The 21,176-nt window shown below is 34.8% G+C and carries 22 protein-coding genes; 18 read left to right on the top strand and 4 right to left on the bottom strand.

The genetic code is table 11. The annotated features are described in order from the left end of the window. Positions 1-190: 190 nt before the first annotated feature. From GXZ93_04400 to purH, 14 genes are all read left to right on the top strand, one after another. Complete coding sequence (locus tag GXZ93_04400) at positions 191-835, top strand: hypothetical protein (protein HHT79020.1); 645 nt, start codon at positions 191-193, stop codon at positions 833-835. Then, positions 832-1,722: a type II secretion system F family protein gene (locus GXZ93_04395; protein HHT79019.1), complete on the top strand. Its 891-nt coding sequence runs from the start codon at positions 832-834 to the stop codon at positions 1,720-1,722. The genes GXZ93_04400 and GXZ93_04395 overlap by 4 nt, the downstream gene beginning before the upstream one ends. Positions 1,723-1,758: 36 nt before the next feature. Continuing rightward, complete coding sequence (locus GXZ93_04390; protein ID HHT79018.1) at positions 1,759-1,977, top strand: hypothetical protein; 219 nt, start codon at positions 1,759-1,761, stop codon at positions 1,975-1,977. A gap of 67 nt (positions 1,978-2,044) precedes the next feature. Then, positions 2,045-2,494: a pilus assembly protein gene (locus tag GXZ93_04385; GenBank protein HHT79017.1), complete on the top strand. Its 450-nt coding sequence runs from the start codon at positions 2,045-2,047 to the stop codon at positions 2,492-2,494. After that, entirely contained in the window at positions 2,484-2,906 is a 423-nt protein-coding gene (locus GXZ93_04380) for a hypothetical protein (GenBank protein ID HHT79016.1), read from the top strand. Before GXZ93_04385 ends, GXZ93_04380 begins: the two co-directional genes overlap by 11 nt. A 24-nt stretch (positions 2,907-2,930) precedes the next feature. Next, positions 2,931-3,332, top strand: coding sequence for a single-stranded DNA-binding protein (locus tag GXZ93_04375; protein ID HHT79015.1), 402 nt, complete (start codon positions 2,931-2,933; stop codon positions 3,330-3,332). Between the two features lie 74 nt (positions 3,333-3,406). After that, positions 3,407-4,342, top strand: a complete 936-nt coding sequence (locus GXZ93_04370) for a methyltransferase domain-containing protein (protein ID HHT79014.1) — start codon at positions 3,407-3,409, stop codon at positions 4,340-4,342. Between the two features lie 109 nt (positions 4,343-4,451). Next, positions 4,452-5,090, top strand: coding sequence for a redox-sensing transcriptional repressor Rex (locus tag GXZ93_04365; protein ID HHT79013.1), 639 nt, complete (start codon positions 4,452-4,454; stop codon positions 5,088-5,090). Between the two features lie 54 nt (positions 5,091-5,144). Continuing rightward, complete coding sequence (locus tag GXZ93_04360; GenBank protein ID HHT79012.1) at positions 5,145-6,023, top strand: LCP family protein; 879 nt, start codon at positions 5,145-5,147, stop codon at positions 6,021-6,023. Positions 6,024-6,142: 119 nt separating this feature from the next. Continuing rightward, positions 6,143-6,460, top strand: a complete 318-nt coding sequence (locus GXZ93_04355; protein ID HHT79011.1) for a hypothetical protein — start codon at positions 6,143-6,145, stop codon at positions 6,458-6,460. Between the two features lie 35 nt (positions 6,461-6,495). Beyond that, positions 6,496-7,791, top strand: a complete 1,296-nt coding sequence (locus tag GXZ93_04350; protein HHT79010.1) for an adenylosuccinate lyase — start codon at positions 6,496-6,498, stop codon at positions 7,789-7,791. Between the two features lie 197 nt (positions 7,792-7,988). After that, positions 7,989-9,041 carry a phosphoribosylformylglycinamidine cyclo-ligase gene (locus GXZ93_04345; GenBank protein HHT79009.1) on the top strand — a complete coding sequence of 351 codons (1,053 nt, stop codon included), beginning with the start codon at positions 7,989-7,991 and terminating at the stop codon, positions 9,039-9,041. Positions 9,042-9,096: 55 nt separating this feature from the next. Beyond that, positions 9,097-9,747, top strand: coding sequence for a phosphoribosylglycinamide formyltransferase (gene purN, locus GXZ93_04340; GenBank protein HHT79008.1), 651 nt, complete (start codon positions 9,097-9,099; stop codon positions 9,745-9,747). Then, on the top strand, positions 9,743-11,422 hold the full coding sequence (purH, locus tag GXZ93_04335; protein ID HHT79007.1) for a bifunctional phosphoribosylaminoimidazolecarboxamide formyltransferase/IMP cyclohydrolase: 1,680 nt from the start codon (positions 9,743-9,745) through the stop codon (positions 11,420-11,422). The genes purN and purH overlap by 5 nt, the downstream gene beginning before the upstream one ends. A 95-nt stretch (positions 11,423-11,517) precedes the next feature. Here the strand turns inward: purH and lon are convergent, their stop codons facing one another. The 3 genes from lon to GXZ93_04320 all read right to left on the bottom strand — a co-directional run bounded on the left by lon (position 11,518) and on the right by GXZ93_04320 (position 14,788). Then, a complete protein-coding gene (lon, locus tag GXZ93_04330) occupies positions 11,518-13,953 on the bottom strand; it encodes an endopeptidase La (GenBank protein ID HHT79006.1) in 2,436 nt (811 codons plus the stop codon). Between the two features lie 306 nt (positions 13,954-14,259). Beyond that, the gene (locus GXZ93_04325) at positions 14,260-14,658 is read right to left on the bottom strand and encodes a metallopeptidase family protein (protein ID HHT79005.1); all 399 of its coding nucleotides are present in this window, start codon (positions 14,656-14,658) and stop codon (positions 14,260-14,262) included. Beyond that, a complete protein-coding gene (locus GXZ93_04320) occupies positions 14,612-14,788 on the bottom strand; it encodes a hypothetical protein (GenBank protein HHT79004.1) in 177 nt (58 codons plus the stop codon). The genes GXZ93_04325 and GXZ93_04320 overlap by 47 nt, the downstream gene beginning before the upstream one ends. A gap of 698 nt (positions 14,789-15,486) precedes the next feature. On the opposite strand from GXZ93_04320, the gene GXZ93_04315 reads away from it, so the two are divergent. After that, positions 15,487-16,209: a hypothetical protein gene (locus GXZ93_04315; protein ID HHT79003.1), complete on the top strand. Its 723-nt coding sequence runs from the start codon at positions 15,487-15,489 to the stop codon at positions 16,207-16,209. Continuing rightward, positions 16,209-17,483 carry a (Fe-S)-binding protein gene (locus tag GXZ93_04310; protein ID HHT79002.1) on the top strand — a complete coding sequence of 425 codons (1,275 nt, stop codon included), beginning with the start codon at positions 16,209-16,211 and terminating at the stop codon, positions 17,481-17,483. Before GXZ93_04315 ends, GXZ93_04310 begins: the two co-directional genes overlap by 1 nt. A gap of 93 nt (positions 17,484-17,576) precedes the next feature. Here the strand turns inward: GXZ93_04310 and GXZ93_04305 are convergent, their stop codons facing one another. Continuing rightward, positions 17,577-18,587: a LacI family transcriptional regulator gene (locus GXZ93_04305; protein ID HHT79001.1), complete on the bottom strand. Its 1,011-nt coding sequence runs from the start codon at positions 18,585-18,587 to the stop codon at positions 17,577-17,579. Positions 18,588-18,832: 245 nt separating this feature from the next. Here GXZ93_04305 and GXZ93_04300 point away from each other — a divergent pair, with 245 nt between their 5' ends. Both GXZ93_04300 and GXZ93_04295 read left to right on the top strand, forming a co-directional pair. Next, positions 18,833-19,807, top strand: coding sequence for an adenosine kinase (locus tag GXZ93_04300; GenBank protein ID HHT79000.1), 975 nt, complete (start codon positions 18,833-18,835; stop codon positions 19,805-19,807). Between the two features lie 48 nt (positions 19,808-19,855). After that, positions 19,856-21,176 (top strand): ATP-dependent helicase (locus GXZ93_04295; GenBank protein ID HHT78999.1); only part of this gene is annotated, 1,321 nt, incomplete at its 3' end.

The raw sequence follows: 21,176 nt of genomic DNA, 5'->3' as shown, positions 1-21,176 counted from the left end.
TTATTGTTTTTTAAAAGGCATTACAAAATCAATAAGACTGATTTTTATGCATAAGCATATCTCAATCAATCATGAGGACAATAGCCATTTCCGCAGCAGAGAAAAAATAGGAAAAAAGGAAAGATTAAGGAAATTTTTTACCATAAAAAAACAAATTCTATTTCCGATTGTTTTTTTTATCGCTTTATTGATGTTTCAGATTTTCTTCAGGAATATTTTTATCTCAATATTCTTTAGTATGGTGGCTTCAATTATTACATTTGAAACTATTCAGAGAGTCCAGGAGAAAAGAAAAGAATTTTTTGAAATACAGATTGCAGAGTTTATTTCAAATATGATAATACTTTTAAAATCGGGAAAAAATATAAGGCAGATTTTCAAAATTTCATTATCCTGGTTCAGGAATCCTTTATATTCTTACTTAAAAAAAATTGATAATGAAGTTGAATTCAATATTCCTTTTGAAGAAGCTCTGGATAATTTTTCAAAAAATGCAGACAACAAAGAGATACGGTTACTGATTAATGCCATAAAAATCAACAATACAATTGGAGGCAATTTCCTTTTTATTGCTTCAAACATACTTAAAACTGTCCAGGAAAATATCAGGGTAAGAACCAAGGTAAAAACAAGGACTGCCCAGAGCAGGCTTTCAGGGAATATAATAGTTTTTTTCCCTGCCATAGGACTTATTTTTATGTATTTTATTTTTAATCAGGCTGTTGAGAGATTTATCTCTACCGGGTTGGGAATTGCCGCCATTTTAATCGGAACCTTGCTGGAGCTATCCGGTTATATAGTTATAAAAAGAATAGTAAGGGAAGATTATCTATGAAAAATATGATTATTTTAATATTGATATATTTTTCAGTCTGTCTTTATTTTATATATTATCTTGTTAGAAAAAGATTGCTGAGAAAAAAAGATGAAACACTGAAGGATAAAGGCAAAGAAGGTGTTCATCAGAAATTTCTTAACAATAAAAGATTCTGGTTTGTAAGACTGCTTTTATTTCTGGGAAAAACAACACAAAAAGTGCTGCCCTGTTTTTATAAGAATAAATTAACTAAAAAAGTCAGCTTCATTGGCATAAACTTTACAGGATTAAACATACATTCAGTCCTTGGTTTCAAAATACTTACGGCATTCTCTCTGGCGATGCTCTTATCAGTGATAATGAGTTTTTCTAATATCTGTATTGTTTTTGTCATAGGATTCTTTGCAGGATTTTTTATTCCTGATTTTTTTGTAAATATGTTCGTCAGCAGATTAAACCACAAAGTAGAAAACGAACTTGCTTTTGCTGCGGATCTTATATATGTTGCTACGCTTGCAGGTCAGAGCATTTATAATTCGATCAAAATAGTGACAAATGAGTATAAAGGGTATATCTCCAATGAACTGTCTACCTTTCTCAAAGATCTTGAACTTGGGTTTGGCAAAGAAGAATCATATAAAAGGCTGCTTTCGAGAAATAACCCGGAATCTTTCAAAAGATTTGTCTTTATGCTGCAGCAGGCAGAAAATTATGGTTCTTCCATAAGTGAGATAATCAGACAAAAAGCCGATTTTTCAAGGTTCGAGATTTCCCAGATAATAGACAGAAAAACCAGGCTTCTTTCAACAAAAATACTATTCCCCCTTATTTTTCTGGTTCTTCCATCATTTATTCTGATTGTAGGGGGACCGCTTGTATATGTAATAGGAGGAGACCTTTTCTAATTTAAGTATCTGTAAAAAATATATGAAAGGAGGTAAATGCTAAATAATTCAATGATGAAGGGAGGTGATTTTATTAATAGAATTTTAATTTCTATAAAGAAAAAGTTAGTTTCCAGGAAGGGTCAGTCTACCCTGGAATATGCTTTGGTTACGGTAGTAGCGGGAATAATTTCAGCTATACTGGTTGCAGTCGGCAAGCCGATGATTGTTGATCTGATTTCAAAAGCTTTTAGCAAGATCTCTGAACTGATTTAAGAAAACATCATCGGTTTCAGCCAGGTTGGAGGAGTATTGATTAAAGATTTTCACAAAACATAAAAGAATGAAAATTAGCAAAATAAATTATTTTATAAAAAGACATTTTAATATTTACATAAAAAATGGCCAGTCTACAATAGAATTCATAATGGTGCTGCCTTTTGTGATCATCATTTTTTTTGTCTTCCTCCAGCTTGGCTATTTGATATATCTGCAGAATAATATTGAGCAGTCTGCAAGAGAAACTGCAAGAATTATTGCAACCACAAATTCAAATGATAAAGCTGCTTATTTTATCAGAAATAATCTGACAGGAAAATATATTACGTTTGACAATGTCTGCTTTATTCCAGGCAGCGAATCCGAAAGAAGAATCGGAGAATACATAAAAGTAAAAATAAGTATAAGATATGGCGGTTTTGGCAATATTCTTGAAAGTTTTACCGGTAAAAAAGTAATACTTAATGCAGAGAGCACCATGAGGATGGAATGTGGGAATCAGGATGAGATCTAAGAAAAATGAAAATGGCAATATCAGCATAACGGTTCTGGTTTTTATGATTTTTATATGTTTTTTTCTGATAATCATTCTTGATTTTTCATGTATTTTCGTCAAAAGAGAAAAAACGGAAAATGTTGCGGAGATGTTGTCCTTGGCAATTTCACAGGAACTTTTAAGTTTTAAACATAATGATATTAATATTGAAGATATTCTGAGTGATGAATATAAGAACATAAAGAATTATGAAATAGATATAAATATTTCCTATGACGAAGTGAGTGTTACGGCAAAAGCGCCCCTTAATCTTCTTTTTGTAGATAAGTTGATGAAAAAAAACAGTATTTCGTCTACAGCAACTTCAAGGATAATCTATCCATGGAGTGAAGATTTTGGTTTTTGTAAAAAATATCGATTCAGTTTTTAAAATAATTTAACAGAAGGAGAAGCAATGAATGGTTTAAATCAATTTGTTTTGCTAGGTAATCTTTCAAGAGATCCTGAAATTAAATATACAAACGAGGGACTTGCAATTACCGATTTGCGAATAGCAGTTAATAAAAGATGGAGAGACAAAGACGGGAATGAAAATGAAAATGTTGATTTCTTCAATGTCACTGCATGGAACCGTCTGGCAGAAAATTGTGCAGGTAAGCTTAAAAAAGGCGACAGAGTTATCATTAGCGGAAGGCTTAATCACAGAAGCTTTGACACAAAAGACGGGAAAAAAATAAATATAATGAATATTGTGGCAGATGTAGTTGCGCCAAGCCTTGAATTTTCATTACCGGATCTAAGTAGCGAAAACAATGCTTTATCAGAGTCGGCAGATTCAGAAGTCCGGCTTGATTAAATTATTGATATTTGACGATTATATAACTAATATAACCTTATTCCGTTTTTTGATAATTAAAAGGGAAGGTTGTATTGGAATTAAGAAGGTCTGATTATGAAACATATGACTACAGAGAATTCTGGCAGGATAATAAAAGGCAGTATGAGGATTATTCTGAAAGAACTGCAATAAGAAAACTATTTGCAGGTTTTAAAAATAAAGGTGTTATTGCAGATATAGGATGTGGTTTTGGAAGATTGTTTAATGAGTATAACGATTTTAACCGGATAATAATGCTTGATTATTCAGTCAGCAATCTTAAAAACACCATGCAGTCTGTAAAAGACTTCTATTCAAAGAATGCTTCTGCAAGAAAACCCCTGAATATTTATTTTATTGCAGCAGATGCAGAAAACATCCCTTTGAGGAATGAAAAACTAGATATGGCAATATCTGTAAGACTGATGCATCATCTTGGCTCAACATCCGGTTTTATCAATGAGGTTTCAAGAATATTAAAGAAAGACAGTGTCTTTATTCTTGAATTTGCAAACAAGAAAAATCTTAAGAACATCCTGAAATTTATTTTAAGAAAGACTGCAAGCTCTCCTTTTTCACCGGAACCTCTGTATATAGGCGAGACAATAAGGAATTATCACCCCAAAGAAATATTAAAAGAAATACATGAAAGCGGCCTTCAGATAAAAAGACTGATAAGCGTGTCTAATTTCAGACTGTCTTTTTTAAAAAACAGAATAAGGACCGGATTATTAAATAAAGCTGAAAATATTGTACAAAATATTTTTTCATTTCTCAGGCTTGGTCCAAGCATATTCATAAAAGCATCAAAACCGGAAAAAGATAAGATTGCTGCAAATACTGATGCTCCGGATTTTTCAGACCTGATAATGTGCCCGTCATGCAGAGACGGCGAATACGGTTTTTCATTTACTGAAAACGAAATAACCTGCAACAAATGTAGCAGAAAGTTTAAAATCACAGATGGCATATATGATCTCCGCATTTGAAAGAAACCCTAATCTTTTTAAAATTTTAACTTGAAATTTTGTTACAAGAGTGATACAAACTATATGTTTAAACAATCATAGTATTTTATTATTTCATTAGGGCAGAAATATGAAAAACTTCATTTTTTCTGAAGGGGTCATTCAGCGGGTTTCTCAATATCTCAGATTTCTGATTGAGCTTAAAGACATTGGCAAAAGAACTGTTACTTCCAGTGATATAAGCGAGAACACCAAAATCAATAGCGCAGAAATAAGGAGAGATTTAATAAATCTGAGAATCAAAGGAAAACGCGGTGTAGGTTTTAATATTGATGCTCTTATCAATAGTTTTAATCAGATACTTGGTCATGAAGCTAATGTAAAATTAATACTTGTTGGTGCCGGTAATCTTGGGAGAGCGATTCTCAACTATCAGATTTTAAAGAAATTTGGATTTAATATTGAATATGTTTTTGATAATAATGAAAAAATAATCGGCAAGAAAATATCCGAAAAAGAAGTGATGGATATCATTTTCCTGCAGGATGTTATCAATGAAAACAATATAAGAGTTGCAATTCTTGCAGTAAGTCAGAGCTCAGCTCAAAAGGTAACCGATCTGCTTGTGAAATCCGGCATTAAAGTAATAATTAATTATACATCAGTACCGATAGAAGCACCTCCGCATGTCAATATTCAGACCAATGATCCGATTGAAAAACTTTTGCATACTTTATATTATCTTTCAAATACCGGACAGGCATTTTAGGATTTTTACTCTTGAAACTCTTAAAATAAACATATTCAAAAGGGAGTAGCAAAAATGAGAAAAGCAAGAGGTTGCTTTATTTTTTTTATGATAATTATAGTCATTGCAGCGGTTATCATATTCTATTTTATAGGAAGCAATGACAGGAAAATCGCCAGTGATGATTCTGTAAAAATCAATTACAGTGAAGAACTTGCGTCATATAAGGATAATGGAATTGACTACCTTTTTCTCGGGATTGATGAACGAGAAAACGAAAATAAATTTGAGGGCAGAACAGACACGATGATAATAATGCATATAGGGAACAATGGTAAAAATGCCCTTATTTCCATCCCGCGCGATACCAGAGTAGAGCTTGAAGGTCACGGGATAAATAAGATAAATGCAGCTTATGTCTATGGAGGCGTCAATATGGTTGTGGATGAGATTTATGAACTCACAGATATAAAAATAGATAAAGTCATGCTTGCTAACTTTTCTGCATTCATAAAACTGGTGGACGCTTTGGGGGGAGTAACTATTACTGTAGCCGAACCCCTTCATGATGACAAGTCCGGCTCTGATTTTGATCCTGGTACTCATAATTTCACAGGTGAACAGGCACTTGCATTTTCAAGATGCCGTGCAACCGCAAAGGGTGATTTCGACAGGATGGACAGACAGAAGTATCTTCTTGCAGAATTATTCAGACAAAAAGCAAATTTTTCAATAATTCCCCAGATTCCTGATATACTTAAAATACTTAATGAAGATACAAAATCTAATTTCAAGACATTTGATTATATAAAAGTTGCTTTCAAGATGATGATAAACAGAGATGATTTTATTCTGCTGACTTTGCCTGGTGAATCAGCGACAATAGATAATGTAAGTTATGTAATTGTTGATCCTGATGAAGCCAAAATATTTTTAAATGAAAATCTAGGCTAAATCATATTTGAAATATCCAAGCAGTTTAGATTATTATTAATACATGAACAGGCTGAAAATGTATTACAGCCCAAAAAACAGATAATTTTATTTTAATTAATTTACAGGATGAGGATAAATTGAAGTCTGATTTTGATTTAAAAATTGCCAATCTGTCTTTTTTATCTGATACAAACAAGTTTTTATTGCAGGTTTCAAAAAAAGATCCTGTTTTATCAGAGTTGGTAACAGCTAAAATTCCAAAAAAAGATATTTTCTGGCTTAGTGAACTTAAAAGCTGGGAAATCAGCAATAAGTGGATATTAGAAGTTGCAGATGTCTGTATCAAAGCATACGACCAGGTTTTTTTTGATCATGGAGATGAGTTTCTTCTTGACTTGAAGGAGGAAAATTCGTACCTGGAATTCAAAAACAGGGTTTTGGAAAATAATTTGTAATTTTTGTAATATTTTTAACCAGTCAAGGAGAAAATATGATATTCAGGTATACCTTGGAAGAAATGGGTCAGGTATGGTCTGAAGAAAATAAATATGCAAAGTGGCTTCAGGTTGAAAAGGCAGTAGCTCTTACACAGGGCGAGCTCGGGATAATCCCCCGTAAAGCGGCAGAAGAAATAAATAATAAAGCCGGCTTCAAGCTTCAGGAAATACTGGAAATAGAAGAAAAGACAAACCATGATGTGATTGCTTTCCTTACGAATGCAGGCTCCTATATAGGAGAATCCTCAAAATATCTTCATTACGGCCTTACCTCTTCAGATGTCGGGGACACTGCCTTATCAATGCAGATAAACGATGCTTTTAACATCATTGAAAAAAAGGTAGCTGCTTTTATCAATATTCTCAAAGAAAAAGCTGAGAAATATAAATATACAATAATGGTTGGCAGAACGCATGGCATACACGCAGAACCTATAACTTTTGGTTTAAAATTTGCAGTGTGGGCATTTGAGATGCAGAGAAATTGCCTAAGGCTTAGAACTGCAAAAGAAAATATAAGGTATGGGAAAATAAGTGGGGCAGTGGGGACATATGCCAATACATCTCCGGATGTAGAAAAAAAAGTCTGTGAAAAACTTGGTCTGAAAAATTCCCCTGCTTCAACACAGATACTTCAGAGAGACAGGCATGCTGAAGTAGTAAGCGCACTGGCAATTACCGGAGGGACTATAGAAAAAATAGCTCTCGAAATAAGAAATCTCCAGAGGACAGATGTCAAGGAAGTTGAAGAACCTTTTACTTCCGGGCAGAAAGGTTCATCAGCAATGCCGCATAAAAAGAATCCCATATTGTGTGAAAGGATCTGCGGTCTTGCCAGAATTTTAAGAAGCAATGTTGTCACAGGTTTTGAGAACATGTCGCTCTGGCACGAAAGAGATATTTCACATTCTTCTGCAGAAAGAGTAATCCTGCCGGACAGTTTTATAATACTTGACTATATACTTGAAAAAGCATCTTTCATACTGGATAAATTAATTGTTCTTGATAAAAACATGGAAAAAAATCTGATGAAATATGGAGGAATAATTTTTTCCCAGAGAATATTGCTTGAGCTGATAGGTAAAGGAATGCTAAGAGAAGATGCATACGCACTGGTTCAGTCTTCAGCTCTCAAAGCCTGGGAAGAAGAAGGCAGTTTTCTTGAGAATCTTCTGGCGGAGAAAAAAATAACAGATATTATCAGTGAAAGCGATATCAGGAAATTATTTGATGTTGCTTATCATTTAAAGCATATTGATACAATAATTAACAGGCTTAAAGATATTTGATTTTAAAAAATTAATGCCGGTAAAAGAATATATAAACTTATTATGCTGAAATAATATCTATGGCTTTCAGGCTCTTCAGCACAGGGGCCGAGAGGGCGCAGGGATTGCAGTTTCCGATGACGAAAATACATTAATCTATAAAGGTATGAAAAATATTCCCTGGAAAGTGAAATTAAAAAACAAAGTATGGAGATACCATGAACACAAAAGAAAATCAGAATTCATATGCAGACTCGGGCGTAAACATAGATAAGGCAAATGAAGCAATAAAAGGATTTAAGGATAAAGTGCTTTCAACTTTTAATTCCAGTGTTTTAAATGATCTTTCATCTTATGCCGGACTTTTCAGGCTGAATACGGAAAAATACAGTGAGCCTGTTCTGGTTTCATCGACAGATGGAGTCGGAACAAAAATACTTATTGCAAAAAATATGAATGATTTCAGCACAATAGGGCAGGATCTTGTAGCCATGTGCGTAAATGACATAATCTGCTGTGGTGCAGACCCTCTTTTCTTTCTGGATTATATTGCATGCGGAAAACTGGTTCCTGAAAAAATACAGGAAATAGTCGGATCTATTGCCGATGCATGCAGGATAGCCGGAATTGCGTTGCTCGGAGGAGAAACCGCAGAGATGCCGGGCGTTTATAAAACTGATGATTTTGATCTCGCGGGTTTTGCAGTAGGAGTCGTAGATAGAAAATCAATTATTAATAAAGAAGAAATAAGGCCTGGAGATATTGTGTGTGGCTTTGGCTCTACAGGCCCTCACAGCAATGGTTATTCTCTTATAAGAAAGATTGTTTCGGATAACAACCTTGAATTAAGTAAAGAATACGATATGAGAGATGGCTGCATTAATCTTGGCAAAAGCATTATTGAACCTACCAGAATATATGTGCCGCTGATAAAAAAAATCAAAGACAGTGTAAATGTTAAAGGTATTGCTCATATAACCGGAGGCGGCTTTTATGAAAATATTAACAGAATAATACCGGCGGACTGCGATGCTTTTATCGACAAAGATTCCTGGATGATTCCGGATATTTTTAATTTTCTGCAGAAAACAGGGAATGTAAGTACAAGAGAAATGTTCAGGGTATTTAATATGGGCATTGGGATGGTGGTCATTATAGATAAGGATAATGCCGATATTCTTTTGGAAGCAGCAGGCGGATTAAATGAAAATATATATAAAATCGGAGAGATTGTTACCGGTAGAGGCGAAGTTATTATCAATGGCATTTGAAGTCCGAAAAAATTGAAAAACCGATATTTTAAATCATAAGGAGCATAAAAGTTTAATGAAGATAAGCGATAACAAAAGCAAAAGAAAGAGAATTGCTGTTTTTGCGAGCGGAAACGGGTCGAATCTGCAGGCTCTGATAGAATACAGCAGAACAAATGATATAAATGGAGATATTTTAATTGTGTTTTCAAATAATGCAGACGCTTATGCTTTGAAGCGCGCAGAAGAAAGTTCGATTAAGACTTATTGCTTAAGTCACAGTGATTTTGATTCAAGAAAAAGTTTTGACAGAAAAATACTTGAATTAATGGCGGAGAACAAGATAGATCTCATATGCCTGGCCGGATATATGTTGTTGCTAAGTCCTGAATTTATAAAGGAATATCAGAACAGAATTATAAACATACATCCCTCACTCCTGCCTTCGTTTAAAGGAATGCAGGGAATTAAAGATGCCTTTGATTATGGCGTAAAAGTCACAGGTGTGACGGTTCACTTTGTAGACAGTGAACTTGATAACGGACCAATTATAATTCAGAAAGCTGTTGAAATACTGGAAAATGATACTATCGAAACTCTGGAGAGGAAAATTCACGAAGTTGAACATATCATCTATCCGCTTGCAGTTGAATATTTCTGCAAAGATTTGCTTGAGATAAATGGAAGAAAAGTATCAATATCAGAAAGGAAAAAAATTGAAAATTAAAATCGAAAGAGCGCTGATAAGCGTTTCTGACAAAAAAGGTATTATCGATTTTGCGAGAAGACTGGAATCTTTTGGCATTCAGTTAGTATCCACGGGAGGCACTTATAAGGCATTAAGTGAGGCAGGAATCAAAGTAATAAAAATAGATGAACTTACAGGATTTCCTGAAATGCTTGACGGAAGGGTAAAAACGCTGCATCCATTTGTACATGGCGGAATACTTGCAAACAGATGTATCCCTTCCCATATGGAACAAATTGAAAAAGCAGGGATAAAAAAAATAGATATGGTAATCGTCAATCTGTATCCTTTCAGGGAAACCATATCAAAGCCGGGTGTTAAAATAGAAGAGGCTATAGAAAATATTGATATTGGCGGCCCAACAATGATAAGAAGCGCTGCCAAAAACAATAGTTCAGTCGCAGTTGTAACAGACCCCGGTGATTATGGCATAATTATTGATGAGATGGATAAAAATGAGGGATTTTTATCAAAAGAAACACTTTTTTCGCTTAGCATAAAAGCATTCAAGCATACCTGCGAATACGATAGTTATATTTTTAATTATTTTATCAAGAAAATTCCTGAATATGGTTCAGATACTGTAAAAATTGAAGATTTCCTTAATGTAGATAATACAAAAGCATTACAGGAAATCATGTCCGGTTCGAATATATTAAAAGATAATAATGAGGATTTTAAAGAAACAGCCAGACTCTCAATTGAAAAGAAACAAAATCTGAGATATGGGGAAAACCCGCATCAGAAAGCTTCGTACTACAAATTTACAGATGCCCTTCCTTCAAGTTTTGTGATGGCGGAACAGCTGCAGGGAAAGGAATTATCTTATAATAATATTCTTGATGGAAATGCAGCTTTCAATATTGTCAAAGAATTTGAAAAACCCTGTGTATCGGTTATAAAACATAATAATCCCTGCGGATGTGCTGTCGGGAAAAGTGTTGAAGAAGCATATATGAAGGCTTATGAAGCTGATCCTATAAGCGCATACGGGAGTGTTATCGCAAGCAATTACAAATGGAATGAGGAAGCAACCAAATTTTTAATAGATAAATATGTCGAAATCATTATTGCTCCGGACTTTGAAGAGAAAGCGCTGGAGATTCTTTCGCAGAAACCTAATTTAAGGGTTTTAAAGATTAATTTTGATTTAAAGTCGTATATAGCCAAAATCAAGAATGGTGACAGATCTGTTATGTATCCCGATATTAAAAGTGTGGATGGGGGTCTTATAATTCAGGACTCAGACATGGGCATTGATGATACAGAAGAAATGAAAGTTGTTACAGATGTCCAGCCGTCACAGTCCCAGTGGAAGGATCTTCTTTTCGGATGGCAGATAGTCAAGAATGTAAAATCAAATGCAATCCTTATAACAAAAGATGAAGTCACTGTCGGTGTAGGGGCAGGACAGATGAGCCGTGTTGATTCAACCAGAATAGCAGTCGAAAAATCTCAGGGAAAATGTGAAGGAGCAGTCATTGCTTCCGATGCCTTTTTCCCATTTGCCGATGCAATAGAAATAGCTGCCGAAAATAAAATAGCTGCAATTATACAACCGGGCGGCTCCATAAGAGATGATGAAGTAATACAGGCTTGTAACAAATACAAAATATCCATGGTCTTTACCGGAAAAAGGCATTTCAAGCATTAATAATAAATTTCCACAAATTCTATAAATATAAAATCCAGTCTCTGTTAATTCAGGGACTGGATTTTATATGAGTTTGAACTTCTGTCATTCTGCCATCAGGCAGTTGTAATCATATTTACCTTATTTCTGCTATTCTGTTTTACAGAAAGCGCAGGTATTTTGTCGAAAGGGCTTTTTTCAAGTGTATGCTGCAGGAGCTCATCTATATTGTCAACAAATACAAGATTAAGTCCTTTTGTGATAGCTTCAGGAACTTCATCAATATTTTTTTTGTTTTTCGAGGGCAGCACGATTTTCTTTAAACCCGCTCTTTTTGCCGCAAGAAGTTTTTCTTTTAATCCACCTATGGGAAGGATTCTGCCTCTTAATGTAATCTCTCCGGTCATGCCGACTTCTCTTAAAACCGGTATTCCGATCAAGGCTGAAACTACAGAGGTAGTAATTGCTACCCCGGCTGAAGGCCCGTCTTTTGGAATAGCTCCACTCGGAACATGGATATGCATGTCTGATTTTGCAAATATATTATCATCTATTCCAAGCTCCTTTGATTTGGAGTGCACATAGCTTATTGCTGCCTTTGCTGATTCCTGCATTACATCTCCAAGATTTCCTGTAAGTATGATACTGCCTTTCCCTTTATAATAGGTGGATTCAATAAGTATTATATCTCCGCCTACGGTAGTATAAGCCAGACCTGTGGCAACCCCGACATTGTTTTTATCCTCTATCTCATTAGGCTGTATTTTTGCAACCCCCAAATAATCATAAACTTTTTTTCTGGTCACAATTTTAGGAAATTTCCTGTTTTCAACTATTTCTCTTGCTATCTTCTTGCAAATATTTGAAATCTCCCTTTCCAGATTTCTGACGCCCGCCTCTCTGGTAAATTCTTCAATCACTGCAAGTACGGCGTCTTTGGAAAATCTTATGTTGTAATTTGATATGCCCTGTTCTTCCAGCTGCTTGGGGATAAGAAATTTCTCCGCAATATGAGCTTTTTCTTCACTGCTGTATCCCGGAAGCTCAAGTATTTCCATTCTATCTCTTAAAGCGGGATGTATCGTATCAAGGATATTCGCTGTTGCAATAAACATTACATTTGAAAGATTATAGGGTATTTCAAGGTAATGATCCCTAAAAGAATTATTCTGCTCGGGATCCAGAACCTCCAGAAGCGCCGAAGAAGGATCCCCCCTGTAATCCGCACCTACCTTATCGATTTCATCAAGCATAAAAACAGGATTGTTTACACCGACCTGAGCAAGACCCTGTATTATTCTGCCCGGCAATGCCCCTACATATGTTCTTCTGTGCCCTCTTATCTCTGCTTCATCTCTAATTCCGCCTATTGACATTCTTATGAATTTTCTCCCGAGTGACTTCGCAATAGACTGCCCAAGCGAAGTTTTTCCTACGCCCGGAGGGCCTACAAAGCACAGTATGGGTCCTTTTGTAGTTTTGCCTTTAAGCTTTCTTACTGCAAGATAATCAAGTATATGTTCTTTTACTTTTTCAAGATCATAGTGATCCGCATCCAGTATCTTTTTGGATTTCTTTATATCAAGGGTGTCTTTTGTCTTTTCTATCCACGGAACATCAAGCATCCATTCAACATAAGTCCTGACATAAGAGTGTTCAGGAGACATACTCGGCATACTTTCAAGCCTTTTGATTTCTTTTTCAACTTTTTCTCTTGCTTCCTTTGGCATTTTTTTCTTTTTTAATTTCTTTTCCAGTTCATTGGTAAGAGCTACTGATTCATCAGCTTCTCCGAGCTCTTCTTTAATTGCCTTAAGCTGCTGCTTAAGATAAAAGTCTCTCTGAGTTTTTCCTACTTCCTCCTGAACTTTATTTCTGATCTGGCTCTGTACTTCAAATTTTTTCAGCTCTTCTGAAAGAAATTCAGTAAGCTTTTTGAGTCTTTCTTTCACATTTATTTCTTCCAAGATTTTTTGCTTCTGCTCTATTTCCGTAAGCAGATAAGATGCAAACAAATCAGCCTGTACTTCTATCTTTGAAATATTGGTAGCAGCTACAACAAAAGCTGTGGGAAGAGGTATGCCCAGCTGTATAAATTTTTCAACCTGCATCCTTATGGTTGTATTAAGATTATTTATCTCTTCATCTTCAGCATAGATTTCTTCCTCTAATACTTCAATTGCACCTCTGAAAAAACCTTCTGTTTGTGTGAAGTATTTTATTCTTACTCTTGCAAGCCCTTCAACAACACATTTGATTTCATTTGATGATATATTGACAACCTGTTTTATTACACAAGCTGTGCCTGTGTCATAAAGTTCATCTTTGGTGACTGCTTCCTTATCTTTCTCTCTCTGTGCAACTACTACTATTATCTTATGTTCTTTTGATGCAGCTTTAACTGCTTCAGTAGACATATCTCTGCCAACTGCCAGAGGGGTTGCAAGATAGGGGAACACAACACTATTTTTTAAAGCAAGGATAGGAAGTTCGCTGGGGATTTTTACCTTCTCCTTGCCATCTTCATTTATTATATTTTTGTCTTCTGCCATATTTTCAACTCCTATATAAATTTAAAATTTAATGATTAAGAACTGTATTTATACAAACAGGGCAGATCCGGGAAAAATCTTTCAATTTTATGAAAGTTAAAACCTGTTTCTATTAATACAATATCATTATATCAGAAAGGTCAATAAAAAACTAAAATAATTTTCTAATTTTAAGAAATTAATTTTTCACTTTAAGTGAAAAATATTTTAGTTATTCTAATTATAATTATATACCGGATGTCAATATTTTTAGATGGATTATCTGAAGACATCCTTGTTTTTGCTATATGTTGTTTCAGACATATGCTACTTGACATGACAACCAAGACTTTTTAATCTTTCTTCATCCAGGCCAAAATAATGCCCTATCTCATGAAGAATGACTATTTTCAGGTTTTTTTCCAATTCTTCATCATTTCTGCTTATAGCATCAAGTGATTTTTTGTAGATAGTTATTTTGTCCGGGAATATAATATTATTATGTCCTGGTTTTACGGTATTTGGAATTCCCTGAAACAAACCAAGAGTGATATTGTTTTTGTTTTTACTGTAAGCTGTTGTTGTATTTTCATAATCGACCAATATGTCTATATTCTTCATCTGCTTCCTGAATTTTTCCGGGATATCTTTTATTATTTTTAAAATTAGTTCCTCAAAATCATTTTTTTCCATTATTACCGATTCCTTCTTTATTGCCTTCACCATTCAGACTTCCTTTATTTCCGAAATTGCCATATTTATTCATGCAATTTTCTGTGCTGTCTGTTGCTCCTGTTTTTATCACTATAGCTATTATAGATTGTCTTTTTCTTTCATCCGCAAGCAGGAATTTCAAACAAAACATTTTTGAAGTAAATATTATTTATTCATAATATAGTAATATTTTTCCGGAATAATTGAAAATCAATAAAATGCCGGACAATTTTAACCCATTATTAAAAAAATCAGTTATAGTAAAATTAAAAGAAAAGAATCATGGAAGATAAAAAGAAGAAATTATCTATGATTGTATTAAGCGGAGACATGGATAAGCTATAGCTTCTTATATAATAGTACAGGGGCACTACGAAACATAGCCAGAGGGGACACTAATGAAACATAGCCATAGCCGGGGTGCACTAATATAAACATAGACACAGGGGAATCGCTGTAAATATGGATGTCAAATATTGAGGGGATGAGGACAATAAAAAAACCCCGTAAGAACGCAGAGGATTTTTTGGGAAAATGTCAGGCTTATATATGACGGCGATATCGGGAAAGCCGGTTTCAGCAAGTTTATTTTATGGCATGGGCAGATGATGTTTGATAAAATAATGGCTTCCAAAGGTGCAATATCTTTTTATAAGTTCAGAAAACTTGCAATAAATCTTGGAGTAAGGATGTATCCATGCCAGATAGTATGGATGTAATGGAGATTTGATAAAAAAGATTTAATTTTTTATATTAAGAGGCTGAAATAAATTATAGAATATATAATAATAAGTTCATCAGTAATTTTATAATTAATATTAAAATTAAAGGAATTTTGAAATGAACATGGATCCTTTTTCTTTTATTGTAGCCATACTCGTGTATGTGGCTGTGATAGTTTTTATTGCCGGCCTGACATTTAAAATAATTGTCTGGGCAAGAAGTCCGAGAGTGAAAATAAGTCTTGGTATTTATCCCAAACCGAAAAATGGATTTACAAGATTTTTTAAAATAATCAAGGATTCTTTCATTTTTCCCCAGGCGCTTGAGGTGGACAGATGGATGTGGATCTTTGCGATGCTTTTCCATGCAGCATTATTTATAGCTCTTTTCGGACACTTCAGGCTGGTAAGAGAATTTACTTTTGTTTCAAATATAATAGGCCAGGATAATCTGGATACTCTTGGAGCGGTAGGCGGAGGTACAACGGGTATAATAATGCTTATTGCTCTCGGATATTATCTGTTCAGAAGGTTTGCTTCACCATATAAGGATATTTCTGTTCCTGAGGATTTCATACTGATAATTCTTCTTATCGGGATAGTCGGACTTGGAGCCCATATGCGATTTTTCGGAACGGTTCACACTGAGGATTACAGGGAATATTTTCAAAGCATTTTAAGATTTAAACCTGCATTTAATGAAGCTCTTGCACAGAGTCAGACGAAATGGGTTCTTTCATGGCATGTTCTTTTTGTGAATTTGTTTGTAATTTATTTTCCGTTCAGCAAACTTGTTCATTTAATCGGTACTTTTTTTGCCAATAAAGTCAGGAGTGAATAATGCTTGATATTGAAAAAAAAGAATTAATGATCCAAACCTTAAAAAACAAAATAAGCAAGCAGCTTCTTTGCTATCTTGATATTTGTGCAAGATGTGCGATCTGCAGAGATGCATGCCACCAATATAAAGTCACAAAGGATCCCAAATATATACCTGCATACAGGGCAGAACTGATAAGAAGACTTTATAAAAAATATTTTTCTGTTCTGGGAAAAGTATTTCCGAAGATATATGAGGCAAAAGAAGCTGATGACGAATTTCTCCTAAGCGAACTTTATCAGGCAACCTATGCATGTACAGGCTGCAGAAGATGCATGTATTACTGTCCGTTCAGCATAGATACTTTTCACATATTGTCAGTTGCGAAGGCCATACTTTTATCAGCCGGGATGGAAAATCAGACACTAAGAGAGTTGTCAGATGCGGCTATTGCAAAAGGTGAGAATAATGATCTTTTTAATAAAGATAAAGATATATTCATCTCAATGCTAAAAGAATCCGAGCCGGAAATCAGAAAAAAAATCAAAGATAAAAAAGCAAAAATTCCAATAGACAAGAAAAATGCGGACGTCCTTTACGTTGCCCTTTCCGGTATGCATACTATTCTGCCTGCTGCAATTATTTTTAACAAAGCAAAAATAAATTGGACACTTTCAATGTTTGAAGCAGCCAATTATGGATATTTCCTTGGCGATTCTCAAAAAACAAAGGCTATCGCTGACAGAATAGTTAATGAGGCAGAAAGGCTTAATGTTAAAGAAGTAATAATAACTGAATGCGGCCATGCATACAGAGTAATGAATTTCTTTTATGAAGCTTGGAGCGGACAGAAACCGCCTTTTAAGATCACCGCTCTTATCGATGCCATTTCAGAATATATCAAGACCGGTCTTATCGAAGTAAACAAAAGTCCTTCATCGGAAATAATCACATACCATGATCCTTGCCAGGTCGGCAGAAACGGAGGTTTTTTTGAAGAACCCAGATATGTGATCAATGCAATAACTGATAATTTTAAAGAACTTTCTTCAAGCAGAGCAAAATCATGGTGCTGCGGTGGTGGAGGAGGACTGCTTGCAATGCCTGAAATGGATGAGTTCCGCATAAAAACAGGTGAAATCAAGGCAAATCAGATAAAGGAAACAGGAGCAAAAACTGTAATAAGCGCATGTGAAAATTGCAGATCGCAGCTTGATTCTTTAAAAGAAAAGTACGGGCTGGATATAAAAGTAAAATCAATGATGGAATTTGTTGCTGAAAATCTTAAGGTGTAATATCCGAAGTTTTTTAAATCAAGAACTCCGAAGCTTTTTTCTCAATTTCATCCGGCTGCATGTTTATTTAAGAGGGCATATGTTAAATAAATCCTATTCTGATAGCTCTGATATTTTAACTGAATCTCTTATTTCAAGTTTTCCTTTAATTATAAACTTGGTAATTTTTTTCTTTTTATTTCCGGATATTCTGTCCAGAAGCAGTGACACAGCCGTTTTTCCAATATTGTAAAAAGGTCTTCTTATTGTGGTAAGGGAGGGTTTTAGAAATTTGCTAAGGTATATATCTCCAAAACCCACTACCGAAATATCGTCAGGAACTTTCAGGTTATATTCGTCAATAGCACTTAAAGCTCCGAGGGCTATCAGATCGCTTGAAGCAAAGACAGCATCTATCTTATCTATTCTGTTTAGCACTTCAAGCATCATTCTATGTCCTGCTTCTACTGAAAAGTTTCCCCTGAATATCAGGTTATCGTTGAAAAGATCACTTTCTTCCATAGCCGCTTTCCACCCCTGAAATCTCTCTTCAAACGATTTGGACAGTTCTGGTCCGCTGAGTATTGGGATTATTTTATGATTATTTGCAATTAAAAACCGGGTAGCTTCAAAAGCTCCGCCAAAATTATCAAAAATAACAATGTCCTTTTTTATTCCTTCAACCTCTCTGTTTACAATAACAACAGGTATTTCAATATTTTTCAGAAGCTGCAGATTTCTTTTTTTGGAATAAACGGGGATGAGTATTATTCCATCTATCCACATTGACAAAAGATCGCTTATTATTTTTTCTTCTTTTTCTATATTGTTATTTGATGAGCATAAAAAGATATTATAATAGTTGATTTCAAGAGTATCAGAGATACCTTTTATCAGATCTGAATAAAATGGACTTGACACATCAGGCACTATCAGCCCTACATTCATCGTTTTTTTCCTTGAAAGACTTGCTGCTATTTTATTAGGTTTATAGCCGAGTGAATTTATTACCTGCAGCACTTTTTCTTTATTTTTGCTTTTTACGCTTTCAAGATTGTTTATTACATTTGATACAGTTCCTACGGACACTCCTGATTTTCTGGCAATATCTTTTATTGTTACCATGTTTTTTAATAAAATAACTTATTGTAATAATAATTTTCGAGAAACTTTGCTATTATAAATAAATAACTTTGAAACGTTTCAGATAATATAATTTTAATTATTTTCAGCAGACTGTCAACTATTTGACTGAATTTATGAATTCCGGCAAAGAATATAATGCTTTATCTGGTTTCAATAAAAAGAAAATTTATTTAAAATTGTTTTTGAATAAGAATATAAAATAAGAGAACAGAAAAGTTTTTTAAATGAAAAAGAAAACAATAGATGTTACAGGTATAGGTAATGCAATAGTAGATGTACTGGCAAGCGTTGAAGATTCTTTTCTTGATGAATTCGGACTTGTCAAAGGCTCAATGACTCTTATTGATGAAACATTAGCGGAAAAACTGTATTCCGGAATTGAAAATAAAGAGGAAGTATCGGGAGGTTCCACAGCAAATACTATTGCCGGTCTTGCATATCTCGGCAACAAAGTTGCTTTTATCGGCAAAGTCGGTGATGATGCCCTTGGAAGCACTTTTGACAGAAGCCTTTCATTATGCGGCGTTCAATGTCAGACCGGTAAATATTCCGAGGAGCTTTCTACGGCCAGGTGCATAATTCTAGTCACTCCCGATGCCCAGAGAACCATGTGCACATCACTGGGAATTGCGGGAAATCTTGAGGAAAAAGACATAGACAAAGATATCATCGAAAGTTCAAGAATGCTCTATATAGAAGGATACTTATGGGACAGGAAAGTGGCAAAGGAAGCTATTCTTAAATCAGTTAAAATTGCAAAAGAATCCGGATGCATGGTGTCTTTATCGCTGTCTGACAGTTTTTGTGTTGACAGACATAGAAAGGATTTTCTTGATCTTATCGAAAATGGAACAGACATTGTTTTTGCAAATGAAAATGAGATAATCTCTATTTTTGAAACTTCTGATTTAAATAAAGCAGTATCACGATGCAAAGAATATAAAAATGTATTTGCAATTACATGTGCTGAAAAAGGATCTGTGCTTGTCAGGCAGGAGGAAATAATAAAAGTGAATGCCTGTAAACCACCGAAGCTGGTTGATACTACAGGAGCGGGGGATATGTATGCAGCCGGTTTTTTGCATGGTTATATGGCAGGAAGAGAATTGCATGCCTGCGGAACCATTGGAGCAAGTCTTGCATCCAAAGTTATCAGTCAGTATGGTGCAAGACTCCGGAAAGATAAAGATGATTTTTAAATCTGCCGGCAAATTTTAAAAGATGACATTAATCTTTTTTACTCATAAATGAAAGAATACAAATTAAAAGGTTACCGGTCATTAAAAAAAGATAATTACCTTATCGATTATTCCAAAGAGCTTAATCCGAGGCAGCTGGAAGCCGTGGAATCTGCTGAAGGGCCGGCTCTTGTGATAGCCGGAGCCGGTACCGGGAAAACCAAAACCCTTATTTACAGAGTTGCCAGGCTGGTTGAAGAAAATATAAAACCCCAGAATATACTATTACTGACTTTTACCAGAAAAGCAGCTGAAAATATGCTTAAAAGAGCAAGCATGCTGCTTGATGACAGATGCGGGAAAGTGGCAGGAGGAACTTTTCATTCTTTTTCAAATATGCTTTTAAGAAAATATTCAAAATTCATCGGCTTTCAGGAAAACTTTACAATTCTTGATGACAGCGATTCTGAAAGTGCAGTGGGAATTATAAGATCCGGGCTTGGCTATAATAAAACAGACAAGAGATTTCCTTTAAAATCAACAATTACAGGAGTTATAAGCAGGTCAATCAATAAGAATACCGATATAAGTGAAATACTTAATACGGATTATCCTCATTTTGCGCATTGGTCAGAAGAGATAAAACTGATTCAGCTGGAATATCAGGCATATAAAAAAGAAAAACAGATGATGGACTATGATGACCTGCTCTTATATACAGAGAAGCTTTTAAAGGATAATGATGAGCTGAGAAAAAAAATTTCCTCTTATTACAGATATATTATGGTTGATGAATTCCAGGATACAAACAGAATACAGGCAAATATCGCATATCTGCTTGCGGATGAGCATAAAAATATAATGGTTGTAGGCGATGACTCGCAAAGTATTTATTCATTCCGGGGGGCAGACTTTAGAAATATAATGGATTTCCCAAAAGTATTTCCCCGGTGCAGAATTATTACTCTTGAGCAGAATTACAGAAGTACACAGCCCATTTTAAATCTGACAAATTCAATAATAGAGAATTCAAAAGAAAAATTTTCAAAAAAACTATTTACAAAAAAAGAAAGTTCCGACAAACCTGTATACATAGAAACCCAGAGTCCCAATATACAATCAAAATTCATAGTGCAGAGAATCCTTGAATTAAGGGAAGAAGGTATTGAATTAAAGGACATGGCAGTACTATTCAGGAATGCATGGCATTCAGATGATCTTGAAATAGAGCTTGGTGCTGCAGACATCCCTTTTATAAAATTTGGAGGAATCAGATTCACGGAAGCCTCGCACATAAAAGACCTTATTGCGTATCTGAAGATAAGCTATAATTCTTCAGATACGATAAGCTGGTTCAGGATACTGCAGTTTCTGAAAGGCATAGGAGAGA

The organism is Actinomycetota bacterium (assembly GCA_012837825.1).
In the GTDB taxonomy this organism is placed as follows: Bacteria; Actinomycetota; Humimicrobiia; order Humimicrobiales; family Humimicrobiaceae; genus Humimicrobium.
Note: the sequence above shows the minus strand (reverse complement) of the source record. Positions and strands in the feature narration are given on the sequence as shown.

What these genes read in the sequence shown, in the direction of transcription:
- GXZ93_04400 (HHT79020.1), top strand. Translation starts at nt 191, where the DNA reads ATGTTTCAGATTTTCTTCAGGAATATTTTTATCTCAATATTCTTTAGT.
- GXZ93_04395 (HHT79019.1), top strand. Translation starts at nt 832, where the DNA reads ATGAAAAATATGATTATTTTAATATTGATATATTTTTCAGTCTGTCTT.
- GXZ93_04390 (HHT79018.1), top strand. Translation starts at nt 1,759, where the DNA reads ATGCTAAATAATTCAATGATGAAGGGAGGTGATTTTATTAATAGAATT.
- GXZ93_04385 (HHT79017.1), top strand. Translation starts at nt 2,045, where the DNA reads ATGAAAATTAGCAAAATAAATTATTTTATAAAAAGACATTTTAATATT.
- GXZ93_04380 (HHT79016.1), top strand. Translation starts at nt 2,484, where the DNA reads ATGAGATCTAAGAAAAATGAAAATGGCAATATCAGCATAACGGTTCTG.
- GXZ93_04375 (HHT79015.1), top strand. Translation starts at nt 2,931, where the DNA reads ATGAATGGTTTAAATCAATTTGTTTTGCTAGGTAATCTTTCAAGAGAT.
- GXZ93_04365 (HHT79013.1), top strand. Translation starts at nt 4,452, where the DNA reads ATGAAAAACTTCATTTTTTCTGAAGGGGTCATTCAGCGGGTTTCTCAA.
- GXZ93_04360 (HHT79012.1), top strand. Translation starts at nt 5,145, where the DNA reads ATGAGAAAAGCAAGAGGTTGCTTTATTTTTTTTATGATAATTATAGTC.
- GXZ93_04350 (HHT79010.1), top strand. Translation starts at nt 6,496, where the DNA reads ATGATATTCAGGTATACCTTGGAAGAAATGGGTCAGGTATGGTCTGAA.
- GXZ93_04345 (HHT79009.1), top strand. Translation starts at nt 7,989, where the DNA reads ATGAACACAAAAGAAAATCAGAATTCATATGCAGACTCGGGCGTAAAC.
- purN (HHT79008.1), top strand. Translation starts at nt 9,097, where the DNA reads ATGAAGATAAGCGATAACAAAAGCAAAAGAAAGAGAATTGCTGTTTTT.
- lon (HHT79006.1), bottom strand. Translation starts at nt 13,953, where the DNA reads ATGGCAGAAGACAAAAATATAATAAATGAAGATGGCAAGGAGAAGGTA.
- GXZ93_04325 (HHT79005.1), bottom strand. Translation starts at nt 14,658, where the DNA reads ATGGTGAAGGCAATAAAGAAGGAATCGGTAATAATGGAAAAAAATGAT.
- GXZ93_04315 (HHT79003.1), top strand. Translation starts at nt 15,487, where the DNA reads ATGAACATGGATCCTTTTTCTTTTATTGTAGCCATACTCGTGTATGTG.
- GXZ93_04310 (HHT79002.1), top strand. Translation starts at nt 16,209, where the DNA reads ATGCTTGATATTGAAAAAAAAGAATTAATGATCCAAACCTTAAAAAAC.
- GXZ93_04305 (HHT79001.1), bottom strand. Translation starts at nt 18,587, where the DNA reads ATGGTAACAATAAAAGATATTGCCAGAAAATCAGGAGTGTCCGTAGGA.
- GXZ93_04300 (HHT79000.1), top strand. Translation starts at nt 18,833, where the DNA reads ATGAAAAAGAAAACAATAGATGTTACAGGTATAGGTAATGCAATAGTA.